This is a genomic window from Mycobacterium sp., from assembly GCF_046330795.1.
Classification (GTDB): Bacteria; Actinomycetota; Actinomycetes; order Mycobacteriales; family Mycobacteriaceae; genus Mycobacterium.
In genome coordinates this window covers 269355-284794 of the sequence record NZ_JAXLSA010000001.1, presented here as the reverse complement: position 1 = coordinate 284794, position 15440 = coordinate 269355, and the positions used below count along the sequence as shown (strand labels likewise).

At 69.2% G+C, this 15440-nt stretch carries 17 protein-coding genes; 8 read left to right on the top strand and 9 right to left on the bottom strand.

The annotated features are described in order from the left end of the window. Nucleotides 1–9: 9 nt before the first annotated feature. The 3 genes from U0R18_RS01415 to U0R18_RS01405 all read right to left on the bottom strand — a co-directional run bounded on the left by U0R18_RS01415 (nt 10) and on the right by U0R18_RS01405 (nt 1633). The gene (locus U0R18_RS01415) at nt 10–480 is read right to left on the bottom strand and encodes an ATP-binding protein (RefSeq protein ID WP_526365204.1); all 471 of its coding nucleotides are present in this window, start codon (nt 478–480) and stop codon (nt 10–12) included. A 31-nt stretch (nt 481–511) separates the two neighbouring features. Continuing rightward, nucleotides 512–895: an STAS domain-containing protein gene (locus tag U0R18_RS01410; protein WP_526365202.1), complete on the bottom strand. Its 384-nt coding sequence runs from the start codon at nt 893–895 to the stop codon at nt 512–514. Nucleotides 896–1033: 138 nt separating this feature from the next. Continuing rightward, nucleotides 1034–1633, bottom strand: a complete 600-nt coding sequence (locus U0R18_RS01405; protein ID WP_526365200.1) for a hypothetical protein — start codon at nt 1631–1633, stop codon at nt 1034–1036. A 70-nt stretch (nt 1634–1703) separates the two neighbouring features. On the opposite strand from U0R18_RS01405, the gene U0R18_RS01400 reads away from it, so the two are divergent. The 5 genes from U0R18_RS01400 to U0R18_RS01380 all read left to right on the top strand — a co-directional run bounded on the left by U0R18_RS01400 (nt 1704) and on the right by U0R18_RS01380 (nt 7209). Further along, entirely contained in the window at nt 1704–2930 is a 1227-nt protein-coding gene (locus tag U0R18_RS01400) for a cation:proton antiporter domain-containing protein (protein ID WP_526365198.1), read from the top strand. Nucleotides 2931–2990: 60 nt separating this feature from the next. Next, nucleotides 2991–3989: an agmatinase gene (speB, locus tag U0R18_RS01395; RefSeq protein ID WP_526367351.1), complete on the top strand. Its 999-nt coding sequence runs from the start codon at nt 2991–2993 to the stop codon at nt 3987–3989. Nucleotides 3990–4009: 20 nt separating this feature from the next. Next, the gene (locus U0R18_RS01390; RefSeq protein ID WP_526365196.1) at nt 4010–4585 is read left to right on the top strand and encodes a TetR/AcrR family transcriptional regulator; all 576 of its coding nucleotides are present in this window, start codon (nt 4010–4012) and stop codon (nt 4583–4585) included. Nucleotides 4586–4617: 32 nt separating this feature from the next. Continuing rightward, nucleotides 4618–5469, top strand: a complete 852-nt coding sequence (locus tag U0R18_RS01385; RefSeq protein WP_526365194.1) for an LLM class F420-dependent oxidoreductase — start codon at nt 4618–4620, stop codon at nt 5467–5469. A 141-nt stretch (nt 5470–5610) separates the two neighbouring features. Then, on the top strand, nt 5611–7209 hold the full coding sequence (locus U0R18_RS01380) for an FAD-dependent oxidoreductase (RefSeq protein ID WP_526365192.1): 1599 nt from the start codon (nt 5611–5613) through the stop codon (nt 7207–7209). Here U0R18_RS01380 and U0R18_RS01375 read toward each other — a convergent pair. Beyond that, nucleotides 7175–8581 carry a purine-cytosine permease family protein gene (locus U0R18_RS01375; RefSeq protein WP_526365190.1) on the bottom strand — a complete coding sequence of 469 codons (1407 nt, stop codon included), beginning with the start codon at nt 8579–8581 and terminating at the stop codon, nt 7175–7177. The two genes, U0R18_RS01380 and U0R18_RS01375, sit on opposite strands and share 35 nt — an antisense overlap. Nucleotides 8582–8624: 43 nt before the next feature. Here U0R18_RS01375 and U0R18_RS01370 point away from each other — a divergent pair, with 43 nt between their 5' ends. Continuing rightward, complete coding sequence (locus U0R18_RS01370) at nt 8625–10067, top strand: MFS transporter (RefSeq protein WP_526365188.1); 1443 nt, start codon at nt 8625–8627, stop codon at nt 10065–10067. A 114-nt stretch (nt 10068–10181) separates the two neighbouring features. Here U0R18_RS01370 and U0R18_RS01365 read toward each other — a convergent pair whose 3' ends face one another. Both U0R18_RS01365 and U0R18_RS01360 read right to left on the bottom strand, forming a co-directional pair. Beyond that, nucleotides 10182–11006 carry an acyl-CoA thioesterase domain-containing protein gene (locus U0R18_RS01365; protein WP_526365186.1) on the bottom strand — a complete coding sequence of 275 codons (825 nt, stop codon included), beginning with the start codon at nt 11004–11006 and terminating at the stop codon, nt 10182–10184. A 12-nt stretch (nt 11007–11018) separates the two neighbouring features. After that, complete coding sequence (locus U0R18_RS01360; RefSeq protein WP_526365184.1) at nt 11019–11894, bottom strand: EamA family transporter; 876 nt, start codon at nt 11892–11894, stop codon at nt 11019–11021. Between the two features lie 85 nt (nt 11895–11979). Between U0R18_RS01360 and U0R18_RS01355 the strand changes: the two genes are divergently transcribed. Further along, the gene (locus U0R18_RS01355) at nt 11980–12897 is read left to right on the top strand and encodes a LysR family transcriptional regulator (RefSeq protein ID WP_526365182.1); all 918 of its coding nucleotides are present in this window, start codon (nt 11980–11982) and stop codon (nt 12895–12897) included. Between the two features lie 55 nt (nt 12898–12952). On the opposite strand, the gene mbp1 is transcribed toward U0R18_RS01355, so the two are convergent. After that, complete coding sequence (mbp1, locus tag U0R18_RS01350) at nt 12953–13186, bottom strand: microaggregate-binding protein 1 (RefSeq protein WP_526365180.1); 234 nt, start codon at nt 13184–13186, stop codon at nt 12953–12955. 133 nt (nt 13187–13319) lie between these two features. Beyond that, nucleotides 13320–14477, bottom strand: a complete 1158-nt coding sequence (locus U0R18_RS01345; protein ID WP_526365178.1) for an acyl-CoA dehydrogenase family protein — start codon at nt 14475–14477, stop codon at nt 13320–13322. 86 nt (nt 14478–14563) lie between these two features. Between U0R18_RS01345 and U0R18_RS01340 the strand changes: the two genes are divergently transcribed. Then, nucleotides 14564–15193 (top strand): TetR/AcrR family transcriptional regulator, encoded by a 630-nt coding sequence (locus tag U0R18_RS01340; RefSeq protein WP_526365176.1) that lies wholly within the window; start codon nt 14564–14566, stop codon nt 15191–15193. Nucleotides 15194–15212: 19 nt separating this feature from the next. Here U0R18_RS01340 and U0R18_RS01335 read toward each other — a convergent pair whose 3' ends face one another. Beyond that, nucleotides 15213–15434: a DUF305 domain-containing protein gene (locus U0R18_RS01335; RefSeq protein ID WP_526367349.1), complete on the bottom strand. Its 222-nt coding sequence runs from the start codon at nt 15432–15434 to the stop codon at nt 15213–15215. Between the last annotated feature and the right edge of the window lie 6 nt (nt 15435–15440).

The following is a 15440-nucleotide window of genomic DNA, read 5'->3' as shown; positions in this document are numbered from 1 at the left end:
CGGCCAAGCTCAGGCTTCCGACAGGGCGCCGGGCAGCTTCGGCACCGCGGCACAGTCGGCGAACAGCAGCCGGACCCGGGTTCCGTCCGCCAGCCGTTCGAAGGTCACGTCGTCGGACAGCGTCTCCATGAGCGAGATGCCACGGCCGCGGGTACGGCTGCGCTCGGTCGGGTCCTCGTCGTACCAGACGCCGTGGTCGGCGATCACCACCACCAGGCTGCCGGTGACGGCGCTGTGCACCGCTTCGACGGACACCGTACCGGGCTCCGCCATTGTCACGTAGGCGAATTCCGCGGAGTTGGCCAGCGCCTCGTTGACGGCCAGCACGATATCGCTGACCCGCTCCTCATCGAGGACCAGATGGCTCCGGATCCACTGGGCGAACTGGTTCCTCACCCCGGCGACGGCACGCGCATCCGCATCGACCTCACGGACGAACCGAGCATCTGCGATGGGCGAAGGCCGATCCGGAGCGTCCATGGTGCCTAGTGACTACCCAATACCCGCAAGCTCACACCGCCACGTTCTCGAGGGCTTCGTCGAGCGTCGGATAGAGGGCGATGAAATCGGTGATGCCGGTGATCTTCAGGGGCCGGCTGGTCGCCGGACCGTCGGCGACCACCACGAGGCGCCCGTCGGGACCGGCATTCTCGTTGGCCGCCACCAGAACCTGCATTCCGGCCGAGGCCAGGAAGTCGACCTCGGACAGATCGACGATCACGACCTTGGGACCCCGGCCCTGCGAGGCCCGGATCCCGTCGGCCAATTGGGGCGCGGTGAGCATGTCGATGGCACCGCGCACCGACAGCACCACGACGTTGCCGACCGTCTTCTCACCGACGGCAAAGGTCACCGCCTCGGCCTTCGCCGAAGAAGGATCTTGCTGGGCGTTCAATACGCACCCCGTTCGTTGGGCTTTCGCAGATTTGTGTATCACACATCGATCTCGCGAGCTGCAGTCTGAACCCGGCAAGTGTCGTGGTGCTGACAGGTTAACGCACCACCTGCGCCCGGTTCCTGTGGCGGTGAGCGCTCAGATCCCGGTCCAGGTCGAATCGATCATCCCGGCCACGTCGATCACCTGAGCCTCCTTGGACTCCGGCGCGTCGATCTGGGCGGCGACGTGCGCGGCGGTGAAGCGACGGATCTCGCCGTCGACGCCACCGATGATCCGCAGGATCTCGCCGCGGATCGACTTCGTCGACACGTGCACGCTGATGTTCGTCGGCCGCGGCTTGGCGACCTCGAGCACCAGCGCCAGCGGCTCGGCGGCCCGCGCTGTGGCCCGCAGCGCCACCTCGCCGTCGACGTTGAACCGCTGCTTGTCCAGGCGCAGGTCCACCAACAGGTCGATCTCGAGCGGGATGCGGATGTCGAAGGTGATGGTGTCGCCGAGCTGGCGCGTTGCCTTGGGCTCCCCGATGGTGACCTTCGCGGTCACCTTGGCGATCCGGCCCGGCCCCTGGCCCATCGGGCCCAGCTCGAACTGATCGCCGGCGATGGCGGCAAAGGCCGCCGCGACCCGCTCCTCGGTGACCGCGACCTCGAAGAATCTGCGGCCCCACTGCTCATAGGTGATGTAGTCGTGGGCGTCCGGCAGTTCCTGGTGCCCGGCGGGATCGCGCTTGTCCATAGTCCATTCACCGTCTCATGTCCGCCGCGTACAACCGGGCAATACGCGCCGAGAATGGCAGGATCGCAGCGTGCTGCTGTCCCTGGTCGCATTGAGCCTGGTGATCGCCGGCTGGGCGCTGGTCGCCAAGGGCTTCGAACGACGCCGCCTGACCGTTCCCATCGTCTTCGTCGGCGCGGGCGTCCTGGTCGGGTTGTCGACACACGACGCGCTGGCCACCACGCTCAACGCCCGGGCCACCGAGCACGCCGCCGAGTTGATCCTGTCGATCCTGCTGTTCGTCGACGCCACCGACGTCCGGGGTGGCCTGTTCGGCCGCAACCCACGCGCGGCGGCCCGGATGCTGCTGATCGCTCTGCCGTTGAGCATGTGTTTCGCCGTGCTGCTGGGTGCGTGGCTGTTGCCCGGGATGTCGCTGGCGGTGCTGCTGCTGATCGCCTGCATCGTGGTGCCGACCGATTTCGCGCCGGCCGCCGCGATCCTGCGGGACACCCGCATTCCCGAACGGGTTCGCAACCTGCTCAACGTCGAGGCGGGCTACAACGACGGGATCGTCTCGCCGGTCTTCGTGTTCGCCCTCGCCCTGGCCGGGTCGCAATCCGGTTCGGACGACGACACCGGCGCCCCGTGGTCGGCGCCCGGGCTGGCGTTACGGCACGCGCTGCCCGACGCGGTGGTCGCCGTGGTGGTGGGCGCCGCGCTGGGCGCGGCCCTGGCGGCGCTGAGCAATCTGGCCCAGCGCCGCGGCCTGATGACCGCGCAGTCCATGCGGGTGCTGCTGGTGATCGCGCCCATCCTGAGCCACGGCGTGAGCGTCGGGCTGCACGGCAACGGCTTCGTCGCCGCGTTCGTCTGCGGTATCGCCTTCCACTACCTGCATGCCACCGGCGAGTTGCAGCGCGACCTCGAGCTGCTCGACGACATCGGCTTCCTGCTCACCCTGGCGATGTGGTTCGTCTTCGGCAGCGCGTCGGTGCTGGCGCTGGCCGACGGGGTGCCCTGGCGCACGCTGCTGTTCTGTGTGCTGGCGCTGACCGCGGTGCGGGTGGCGCCGGTGGTCCTGGCGCTGACGGGATCGGGCTTCGATCTGCGCGACCGGGCGATGGTCGGCTGGCTGGGTCCCCGCGGCACCCCGTCGATCGTGTTCGGCCTGCTGTCCTACAACGTGCTGGACGCCGGCCACGAAACCCGGGTCCTGCTGGTGACGACGGTGGTGGTGCTCGGCAGCGTGCTGTTGCACGGAATCGGTTACCCCGCTTCGGTGCAAGCCTGCTACCGGCCCGCGCCGGCGCAGTAGGGTCGGTCGATGGGCTCTGACCATCACGACCACGATCACGAGCGCGAACTGCCCCCGGGAATGATCGAGCAACTCGAGATCGCCTACTCCGGGATGGTGTCCTTCGGCCAGCGGCCGTTCCTGACCGAAGCCGCCCAGCTGGATTCGTGGAAGCCCGACGTGGCGGTGGTCGGGGCGCCGTTCGACGTCGGCACCACCAACCGGCCGGGTGCGCGGTTCGGCCCGCGCGCCATCCGCGCCACCGCCTACGAGCCCGGCACCTATCACATGGATCTGGGGCTGGAGATCTTCGACTGGCTCGAGGTCGTCGACTTCGGCGACGCGTACTGCCCGCACGGCCAGACCGACGTGTCGCACGCCAACATTCGCGAGCGGGTGCACACCATCGCCTCGCGCGGCATCGTGCCGCTGATCCTGGGCGGCGATCACTCGATCACCTGGCCGGCGGCCACAGCGGTCGCCGACGTGCACGGCTACGGCAACGTGGGCATCGTCCATTTCGATGCCCACGCCGACACCGCCGACATCATCGAGGGCAACCTGGCCAGCCACGGCACCCCGATGCGTCGGCTCATCGAGTCGGGCGCGGTGCCCGGAACGCATTTCGTGCAGGTCGGACTGCGCGGCTACTGGCCCCCGCAGGACACCTTCGAGTGGATGCAGGAACAGGGCATGGTGTGGCACACCATGCAGGAGATCTGGGAGCGCGGGTTCAAGGAGGTCATGCGTACCGCGGTCGACGAAGCCCTGGCCAAGGCCGACAAGCTGTACGTGTCCGTCGACATCGACGTGCTGGATCCGGCGCACGCGCCCGGCACCGGCACCCCCGAGCCCGGTGGGATCACCAGCGCCGACCTGCTGCGGATGGTGCGCCAGCTCTGCCATGAGCACGACGTGGCCGGGGTCGACATCGTCGAGGTGGCCCCGGCCTACGACCACGCCGAGCTGACCGTGAACGCCGCGCACCGGGTGGCGTTCGAGGCGCTCGCCGGCATGGCGGCCCGGCGCCGTGACGCGGCCGGCGCCAAACCCGGGCCGCCCTCTCCCCTGGCCACCTGAGTCTCGGTTATACTGGACAGATGTCCAGATCTATCGAGACGGCCGCGCCCCGGCGGCCCGATCGCCGGCCCGCCCAGACGATCCGCAGGCTGCTCGATGCCGGCGCCGCCGAACTCCGGGTCGCGTCCTTCTCCGGCCTCACCATGCGCTCGGTTGCCGCGCGGGCCGGGGTGTCCCCCGCGAGCGCCTACACCTACTTCCCCTCCAAGAACGCTCTGGTGGCAACCCTGTACCTGGAGACGCTGAAAACCGTTGCGCCACAACCATTCAGCACCGACAACCCGCGAGCCCGGGTGAAGGCGGCCCTGCGCGGGATGCTGCTGGCCACCGCCGAGGAACCTGAACTCGCGGCCGCGTGTGCCACCGCGATGCTCGCCGACGAACCGGCAGTGGAGGCGGTGCGCACGGAATTCGTCGGCGAGGTCGCCCGTCGTCTGCGCAGCGCGCTCGGTCGCGGTCTGCGCCCGTCGGTCCAGCACACCCTCGGACTGACCTTCGCGGGTGCGCTCATGAGCGCGAGATTCCTTACCTACGAACAGATTTCGGCACAACTGGACGACTCCGTCGATCTGATCCTCGGCGCCTCCATCTCCTGACCTGCACACTTATCGAAAGTTGGTATGACCAAATGGATTTCGGGCTCGTGCTGTTCACCAGTGATCGCGGGATCACCCCCGCCGCGGCGGCCAAACTGGCCGACGACCACGGCTTCACCACCTTCTACGTCCCCGAGCACACCCACATCCCCACCCGCCGCGACGCCGCACACCCCACCACCGGGGATGAAACCCTGCCCGACGACCGCTACATGCGCACCCTGGACCCCTGGGTCGCCCTGGGCACCGCCTGCGCGGTCACCACCCGCGTGCGGCTCTCCACCGCCGTGGCCATCCCCGTCGAACACGACCCCATCACCCTGGCCAAATCCATCGCCACCCTCGATCACCTCTCCGGCGGACGCGTCACCCTCGGTGTCGGCTACGGCTGGAACACCGACGAACTGGCCGACCACAACGTCCCCCCAGCCCGGCGCCGCACCATGCTGCGCGAATACCTCGAAGCCATGAACACCCTATGGACCGACGAAGTCGCCGAGTACCACGGCGAATTCGTCGACTTCGGCCCATCGTGGGCCTGGCCCAAACCCATCCAATCCCACATCCCCGTCCTCGTCGGCGCCGCCGGCACCGAGAAGAACTTCACATGGATCGCCCGCTCGGCGGACGGCTGGATCACCACCCCCCGCGACTTCGTCATCGACGACTCCGTCAAACTCCTGCACGACACCTGGGCCGGCGCCGACCGCGACGGCACCCCCACCATCGTCGCCCTGGACTTCAAACCCGACCCCGACAAACTGGCCCACTGGAAAGACCTCGGCGTCACCGAAGTCCTCTTCGGCCTACCCGACAAATCCCCCGACGACATCGCCAGCCACGTCGAACGCCTCGCCACCAAACTCGCCGCCCTCCAGTTGTGACCCTTCTCCGCGAGCGTCCGTGTTTGTACAGCGACACGCCGCCACAGACGTACAAACCCGGACGCTCGCCGGGTTGAGCGCGGCCGACCGACCATCTATAGTTCTAGACAGTTGTCCAGTAATGTCGGAGGAAGAACCATCATGGCCTACGTGATCACGCAGAACTGCTGCAAGGACGCCAGCTGCGTGCCCGTCTGCCCGGTGGACTGCATCCGGCCAGTGGGCAACACCGACGCCGAGATGCTCTACATCGATCCCGAGTCCTGCATCGACTGCGGGGCCTGCATGGAGGAGTGCCCCGTCGGCGCCATCCACTACGAGGACGATCTGACCGCCGAGCTCGAGGCCTACCGCGAGATCAACGCGGCCTACTTCCGCCAGCACCCCCTCGAACCGGATGCCGGGCCGGCCCGCAAACCGCACGCGCCGGTGCCGGCGGGATCGTTGCGCGTCGCGGTGGTCGGCGCCGGACCCGCGGCGTGCTACGCCGCACTGGAACTGCTGGCGGTCGACGGCGTGGAGGTCGACCTCTTCGAGCGGCTGCCCACCCCGTTCGGCCTGGTCCGAGCGGGCGTCGCACCCGACCACCAGCACACCAAGTCCGTGGTGAAGCTGTTCGAGCGGGCATTCACCCATAAACGGTTCGGCTGCCACCTCAATGTCGAGGTCGGCGAGACCTTCACCCATGCGGATCTGATGGCACACCATCACGCGGTGATCTACGCGGTCGGCGCCTCCCACAGCCGCCAGCTCGGCATCCCGGGCGAGGAACTGCCCGGCAATCACGGCGCGGCCGAGTTCGTCGGCTGGTACAACGGGCATCCGGATCACGCCGACCGCGCCTTCGATCTGTCCGGCGAACGGGCCGTCATCGTCGGCAACGGCAACGTCGCACTGGACGCCGCGCGCATCCTGCTGATGCCCGCAGTCGAGCTGGCCAACACCGACATCGCCCAGCATGCCCTGGATGCGTTGGCGCACAGCAATATTCGTGAGGTCGTGATCGTGGCTCGACGCGGTCTGCGCGCCGCGGCGTTCTCGGCGGGCGAGTTCCTGGCACTCGGCCACCTCGACGGTATCGACGTCGTGATCGATGGCGACGATCCGAGCGCGGACCCCGCCGACGACGTCGAGACCGCAATCAAGCTGGCGGCGGCGCGCGCCCACGCCGCCCGCCCGGCCACTCCGGGCAACAAGCGCATCGTGTTCAAGTTCCTGGCCACGCCCACCGAGGTGCTCGGCACCGACGCCGTGACCGGTCTGCGGGTCACCGGCACCGATACCGGTGCCGTGCAGGACATCCCGACCTCGCTGCTGCTGCGTTCCATCGGCTACCGCGGCGCGCCGCTGGGTGACCTCGAATTCGATCAGGCCGCCGGCATCGTGCCCAACGCGGACGGCCGGGTGCTCGACGCGGCGGACCGGCCGGTCCCGGGGGTCTACGTCACCGGCTGGATCAAACGCGGGCCCCGTGGGGTCATCGGCACCAACCGGACGTGCGCCGAGGAGACCGTGGACCACCTGTTCGAGGACTTCGACGCCGGGGTCCTGGGTAGCGGCACGGACACCGGCGGGCGCGACCGGTTGCGGGCCCTGCTCGCCGACCGCGGGCTGGCACCCGTCGACTGGGCGGGCTGGCGCGGCATCGATGCGGCCGAGCGCGATCGCGGCGCCGGCACAGCGCGCCCCCGGGTGAAGATCGTCGCTATCGACGAGATGCTTTCCGCCGCGCGGAAATAACGCGCCACCCGCCGTACAGCACCAGCGCGACCGCGAAGTTCACGAAGTACGCGACGTCGGCGCCGTGCCAGGCCCGCGCCACCGGCCCCTGGATCAGCGAGGTGTTCATGAACGGCACGGCTGCGCCGTAGGCGAGGACGAACGCCACGACGGCGGCGGCGGCATCCGGGCCGGCGGTGGGCTCGGTCGCCGGGTTGAAGCTGCGGCGCCCGTCGGCCCGCATCCACCAGTCCACGACCACGATCGCGACGAACGCCGGGATCCAATAGCCCACGAGCAGCAGCACATCGGTGAACCGGGTGATCCGGGTGCCGGCGTCACCGGCATGCAGCCACATGATCAACACGAACGCCAACACGGTGACCACCACCGCGGACACCGGCCGGCGCACCCGCACGCCCAGGGTCTGCAGCGCCAGCGATCCGCTGTAGTCGTTCATCGCGCTGGATCCGGCCGAGGCCAGGGCGATGGCCAGCAGCGCCACCGCCCCCAGCACGCCGCCCCCCATCACCGTGTGCACACCGTCGGCGGTCTGGTCGGACAGCAGGTCCGCCCCGGCAATCCCGATACCCTGGACGAACACGTAGGCCGACACGATCCCGGCGAAGCTGAACGCGAACACCCGCAGCGACGACGACTGCGCGGGCAGATAGCGGCTGAAGTCGGCGGCGTAGCTGGCCCAGGAGATCGCCAGGCTGAGCGCGATGGTGACCTCGAGGACGAAGGCGCCCGCCAGATCGGCGCCGTGGGCGGCCGGCGCGGTGATCACCTCATGGCCGCCGACGAGCTTGACCGCGAACACCACGAAGGTCGCCAGCAGCACCACGGTCAGGACCGCCTGGACCCGGTGGATCAACTCGTATCCGAAGAAGCCGACCGCGCCCTGCAGGACGAGCACGATGAGCACGGCGGCCGGGAACGGGATGTTCAGCAGCCGGGCCATCGCCTCACCGCCGAACAGGCCCACCAGGCCGTCCCAGGCGACCGACGACACCCACTGTAGGGCGGCCGGCAGCACGACCGTCGGCCCGAAAGCCATGCGCGCGTTGGGCAATTGGGCGGTCCCGGTCCGCGGTCCCCAGGTGCACAGATAGGCCACTGCCAGCGATCCGACGACGGTGCCGATGGTCATCGCGAGCAGACCCAACCAGAAGCCGAGCCCCAGTGTGATCGCCAGCGTGCCGGTGAACACGCCGGTCATGGTGATCTGCGGCGCGAACCACACCGTGAACATCCGACCGGGACGGCCGTACCGTTCCGTCTCCGGGATCGGTGCGATGCCATGGGTCTCCACCGACAGGTCGCCGGCGGCGGTCGGCCGGTGGCCGGTGAACACCGCGGCGGTCAACGGACGTTCGGTGTGGGGATCCATGCCGACCATTCGACCACGGCGGCGGCCCGACATACTCATCACCATGCCCGCCACCGAAACCCGGTCGTCGACCGGCGTGCTGGTGGCCGCCCTGAGCCTGGCCGCCCTCACCGTCGCACTGCTGCAGACCGCGGTGGTGCCGGTGCTCGGGGTCATCGCACATCAGTTGGGGGTGTCCTCGGTGGCGGTCAGCTGGGCGGTGACGGCCAACCTGCTGGCCGCTGCGGCGGCCACCCCCTTGATCGGGCGACTGGCGGACCTGTACAGCAAGAAACGCGTGCTCATGGCGGTCCTGCTGGTGGTGGCGCTGGGTTCGCTGCTGGCGGCGGTGACGACGTCGTTGCTGTGGCTGATCGTCGCCCGCGTGCTGCAGGGCGTGTCGTTCTCGCTCTATCCGATCTGCGTGGCGATCCTGCGCGACGAACTGCCCGAGGAGCGCATCGTCGGCGCGTTGGCGGTGCTGTCGGGCACGCTCGGTTTCGGCGGGGGTACCGGTCTGGTGGTGACCGGCCTGCTGATGTCGGGCTCGGCGGGGTATCACCGGGTGTTCTGGTTGAGCCTGGGGTTCACCGTGTTGGTGCTCGCCGTCGTGGCGCGATGGGTCCCGGCCCGTCCGGGGTCCGGCACCGGCACCATCGACTGGCTCGGCGCGTTCGGGCTGGCGGCCGGATTGACGGCCCTGTTGCTGGCCATCACGCAGGGCAACGCGTGGGGCTGGGCCGCGCCGCGCACGCTCGGGTGCGCCGCGGTGGGCGCCGCGGTGCTGGGCTGCTGGTGGATCTGGGAGCGCGGCCGCGCCCATCCGCTGGTGTCCACCCGGATGCTGGCCCGGCGGGCGATGCTGCTGACCAACCTGGCGACGGTCTTCGTCGGCATGGGCCTGTACTTCGGGTTCCTCGGCCTGACCCAGTTCGTCCAGATGCCGCGTTCGGTTGCCGGATACGGCTTTTCGTCGTCGGTGCTGCACGCCAGCGTGGTGTTCCTGCTGCCGGGGGCGCTGACCGGATTCGTCACCGCGACCGCCAGTGGTCGGTTCATCGACCGGTTCGGCGCGCGCCCGGTGCTGATGACCGGGGCCGCCGCCGGGGTCGTCGGGTTCACCGCGCTGGCGCTGTGGCATTCGGCGCCGTGGCAGGTGATCGTCGCCGGCGTGGCCACCAACGCCTACATCAGCCTGGCCTACGGGGCGCTGCCGGCGCTGGTCGTCGGCGAGGCCGGACCGGGCGAGACCGGCGTGGCCACCGGGGTGAACGCGATCGCGCGGACGGTGGGCAGTTCGGTGGCCGCGGCCATCGTGGCGGTGCTGCTCGGGCACGCCGGACCCGCCGGCATCCCGTCGGAGTCCGCGTTCGTCGGGATCTTCGCCGCCGGGGCGGTGACCGCCGGGCTCGCGACGGTGCTGATCGCCCTGACCGGGCGGGTGCCGCGGGCCGAGTCGCCCGATGCCGCCCTCGATTCACGGGCGATGAATCATGAGTGGGGCTAGGCCCGGCCCCCGGCCCCCGGCCCCACCATCTGCACCAAACCCCCCGCGAGCGTCCGTGTCTGTACAGCGACACGCCGCTGCAGCTGTACAAGAGCGGCCGCTCGCGGGCCGCGATCACTGCAGCCGCATTCCCCCGAATCGCGTTGTGGCGAAATCGATCTGGGCCGTGGGGTTGGCCACGGCGGTCACCATTCCGGACCCGAACGGGCCCTGCCGGTCGAACAGCGTCGCGGTGCCCACCGCGATTCCGTCGGCGGTCCAGTGCGAGTCGGCCAGCGTTCCGACCCAGTCGTCGAGTGGCAGTCGCGCCAACCCGACGGTGAGATCGCCGTTGATGTAACCGATTCCGCGGGTGCCCACATTGGTCACCAGGCTGGTCGATTCGGCGATCATCACGGCGCGCACGAACGGGGTGTTCGGCTCCCCGGCGACCACGTCGATCGGCCGGTCCAGGAAGCGGGTGCGCTCGGCGTTCTGATGCTCGACGATCGCCCGGGTCCAGCCCAGTCGCTCGCTGGCCACATACGGCCCGGTGAACTCGTCGGGGCCGGGCAGCGGGCCGTCCGGATAGCCGAATTCCGTTGTGGAGCACCATTCTTCACCCGGCGGCGGCGCAGAGCGCCGATAGCAGACCATGGTCGCGTGCGCGACGGCGAGGCCGGCCTGCAGGACGTCGCACTCGGCGTTGCGCACCCGGTTGCCGTCGCGCACGAGCCGGGTGGCGATCGTGGTGGTGACCCCGCGGGCCGCGCGGAACAGGTCGACCGTCAGACGGGCCGGCAGGAAGTCGGGGGAACCGTGATCCAGTTCGAGGGCGCGCGCCGCCAGCCCGACGACCGCCGGGCCGTTGAGATGATCCTCACCCCAGTGACTGTGCGCGTAGGCCGTGGGCTGGAACCCGCCTTCGATCGCGGTGAAATGTGCGGGGCGTTCGGTCATTCCGGCATGGTGTCACGCGGTGGCCGCGGCGGGCACCGGGGGTTGCTCCACCCGGGCCCCCGACCGTGCGGCGCCGACGCCGGCCACCACCACCAGGGCGATACCCAGGATGGCCAGCGGGCCGGGTACCTGTGCCAGCACGATCAGGCCCAGGATCATCGCGAAGGCGGGTTCCAGGCTCATCAGTGTCCCGAACGCCGCGGTGGTCAGCCGGCGCAGCGCGAACAGTTCGAGGATGAACGGCACCACCGGCAACAGGATCGCCAGGCCGATGCCGATCAGGATCAGCTCGGGGGTCAGCGCGGTCACGATGGACGGCCCGACCACCGCCGTGGCGACCAGACCCGCCACCGGCATCGACACCGCCAGGCCGGCAATGCCGTCGACCCCGTCGCCGACGCGCTGGGTCAACAGGATGTAGGCGCCCCAGCAGACCGCCGCGGCCAGGGCGAACAGGATTCCGGTCGGGTTGACGCTGCCGCTCCACGGCTCGGTCAGCAGCACCACCCCGACGGCGGCCAGCGCGGGCCAGATCAGCCGGTTCCGCCCGCTGCCCGCCGCGACGGCCACGGCCAGCGGCCCCAGGAACTCCAGCGCGCTGGCCGTGCCCAGCGGAATGTGCGACACGGCGATCATGAACAGGATGGTGATCCCCGCGGTCACGACGCCCAGCAGCACGCACGCGGCGAAGGTGCGGGCGGTGAAATCCGACCGCCGAGGACGGGCGATCAGCAGCAGGATGATGCCGGCGAACGCCAGCCGCAGCCACGCCGTGCCCGCGGCGCCGATCCGGTCGATCAGCAGGACGGCGACCGCCAGGCCCAGCTGGACGCACGCCATCGAGGCGATGGCCATCAGAGAGCCGGTCCGGGCGGGGTTGTGGGGCATGCCTGCCATTCAAGACCCGTCAGATCATTCATGTCCACGTGATTATGTTGGACATACCGTTCATTGATCGTGAACAATCGAGCCCGTGGACTTCCGCCGCCTCCGACTGCTGCTGGCGTTGTCCCGGCTCGGTTCGATGCGGGCGGTGGCCGATACGCATCACCTGACCACCTCCACGGTGTCCCAGCAGCTGGCCGCGCTGGCCAGGGACACCGGCGTCCAGCTGATCGAGCCGGACGGCCGGCGGGTGCGTCTCACGCCGGCGGGCCGCCGGCTGGCCGAGCACGCGGTGGAGATCCTGGCCGGCGTCGACGCCGCCCTGCACGATCTGGACCCGGGGGCCGAGCCGCGTGGAACGGTCCGCGTCGGCGGCTTCGCCACCGGCATCCGCGTCTCGTTACTGCCCGTGCTGGCCGACCTCGGCCGGAGTCACCCCGGCATCGAGGTGATCATCAGTGAGTTCGAGCCGGTGGAGGCGTTCCGGCTGCTCGCCGACGACGACCTGGACCTCGCGCTGACCTACGACTACAACCTGGCACCGGCCGGGCTCGACAGCGTCCTGGAGTCGGTCGCGCTGTGGTCGGCCCGCTGGGGTCTCGGCGTGCCCGAGCCGGCACCCGAGGTTTTCGCGCCCTCCGATTACGCCGACGTGCCGTGGATCGTCAACTCCCGCAACAGCGCTGACGAGATCGCCGTCCGGACGGTTGCCTCGCTGGCCGGCTTCACCCCACGCATCGCCCACCAGATCGACAGCCTCGAACTGGTCGAGGATCTGATCTTCGACGGCTACGGCGTCGGCCTGCTGCCGCTGCATCGGCGAACCCGCCCCGGGGTCACCGTGCTGACGCTCCCCGGTCCCGGCGCCGTGATGACCGCCTACGCGGTCACCCGACGGGGCCGAACCGGTTGGCCGCCCCTGCGCCTGATCCTGGCGGCCCTGAAACCCGGTGTGTCCGCGCCGCCGCGACTGGAACACTGGCCCAGCGGGCTCAGCCGGCCGTGAACCACAAAAGATCAGGCCCCCTGAGGTTTTCAGGGGGCCTGATCTTTTGCTGCTGCTACTGCTCGGACTTCTGGCGAGCCTCGTTGGCCTTGGCGGCGGCCCGGGCGCTCTCGGCCTCGGCCTCCTTCTTGGCGGCTTCCCGCTGCGAGTCGGCCTTGTCCTGCTGTGCCTCGCCCTCCCGGCGCAGATCGTCCTGACCGGTCACGGCGCCGACGGCCTCCTTGACCTTGCCCTTCACCCCTTCGACGACACCGGAAATTCCCTCGGCAGCACCATTCTTGTCAGCCATGTTCACGTCCTCCCGCTCATGCGATAGGTGGCGGCGCGCTGTTGGCTCAACGCGACCTGCTTGCCGCCCTCGCATTCCCGGGCCGCACCGGCGACAAACCTGAGCGGCTGTGTCGTGGGCCACAGGGGTGAGGTCAGAGGCCCATGTCCTTGGCGATGATCATCTTCATGACCTCGCTGGTACCGCCGTAGATCCGGGTCACCCGGTTGTCGGCGTACAGCCGCGCGATCGGGTACTCGTTGATGTAGCCGTAGCCGCCATGCAGCTGCAGGCACCGGTCGATCACCCGGGCGGCCACCTCCGTGCAGAACAGCTTGGCTTTGGCCGCATCCGCCGGGGTCAGCTCACCGAGATCGTCGGCATCCATCGCCCGATCCACCACGGCCTCGGCGGCCTCGACGTCAGCCTGGCACGCGGCCAGTTCGAACTTGGTGTTCTGGAAGCCGGCCACCGGCTGACCGAAAACCGTTCGCTGCTTGGTGTATTCGGTGGCCAGCTGCACGGCCGCCTTGGCCTGGGAGTAGGCGCCGACGGCAATGCTGAGCCGCTCCCGCGGCAGGTTCTGCCCCAGGTACGAGAAGCCGCGATTCTCCTCGCCGAGCAGGTCCTCGACCGGAACCTTGACATCGGTGAAGTTGAGTTCGGCGGTATCGGAGGTCCGCAGGCCGAGCTTGTCCAGCTTGCGGCCCACCGTGTAACCGGGCGACTTGGTGTCCACCACCAGCAGTGAGATCCCGAAGCGGCGGTCGTCCTCGCGCGGCGGCGCGGTGCGCGCGCACACGATCACCCGGTCCGCGTGCACACCACCGGTGATGAAGGTCTTCGATCCGTTCAGCACGTAGTGGGTGCCGTCATCGGAAAGCTTTGCGGTGGTCCGCATTCCGGCCAGATCGGACCCGGTACCCGGTTCGGTCATTGCGATGGCGAACATGATGTCGCCGGACATGAAGCCGGGGAACCAGCGCTGCTTCTGCTCCTCGGTGGCCAGCGACTTGAGGTATGGCAGGCACAGGGCGACATGCACGCCCGAGCCACCGAAGGAGACCCCGGCGCGGGAGAGTTCCTCCGACTCGATCGCCTGGAACTTGTAGGAGTCCACGCCTGAGCCGCCGTACTCGGTGGGTACCTCGATCTCGAATATGCCCAGCTTGCCGAGCTTCTGGTAGAAGTCGCGCGGCACGATGCCGGCCTCGAACCATTCGTCGTAGTACGGCACGACCTCGGCCTCGATGAAGTCGCGGATCATGGCGCGGAAGTCTTCGTGGTCCTGGTTGTAAACGGTTCTACGCATAACCAATCCTTAGCAAACGGTGTTAGCTTTTCTCCCTCAGGATAAGCTAACATCGTTAGCCGACGCAACCCCGGGGAGGAGGACACATGGGCAGGCCGCGGACACCGCTGCTCAGTCGCGACCGCATCCGCGACACCGCGCTGATGCTGATCGACCAAGACGGTCTGGCCGGTTTGTCCATGCGTAAGCTCGCGGCCGAACTGGGCGTACAGGCCGCCTCGCTCTACAAGCACTACCCCACCAAGGATCAGGTGCTCGACGCCATCGTCCACCGGGTGATCTCCGGGGTGGACACCTCGGCCTTCGAACGCGGCGACGACTGGCCGTCGGCGCTGGCCGCCTGGGCCCGGTCCTACCGCACCGCCCTGGCCGCACACCCCAATCTGGTGCCGTACGTCGCGGAGGGCCCCGGCCACCGCGATGAGGGCATGCGAATGGCCAACGCGGTGCACGGCGGCCTGGTCGGCGCGGGCTGGCCGCCCCGGGAGGCCACCCTGATCGGCGCGGCCACCCGCCACCTCGTCATGGGGTCCTCGGTGGGCTCGTTCGCGCGCGGTTTCGTCGACGATGTGCAGGTCTACCGAGACCGCTACCCGCACCTCGAGCGGGCGCACCTGTTGCGCGCCAAGGCCGACGAGATCGACACCGCCAGTTTCGAATTGGCGCTCTCGGCCTTCATCGACGGACTGCGTTCGCGCTACGACGCGCTCCGGTGAACGCACAAGCTCTCGTCGGTCACGGATACGGGAGTGGCACCGCTCCCCTGGCTTCCAGCATCGCGGCCATCACGATGACTTCCTGATTCTGTTCGTCCACCATGCCGACCGCGGTCTGGCGGACGGCGGCGGTAGAGGTGTGCCGAACGGCGTACGCGGCCATCTCGATACCGCCCTGATGGTGACGGGTCATGAGTTGCAGGAACAGGATCTCGTTGTCGCGGCCGGTGGTCCGCTGCAGGCGCCA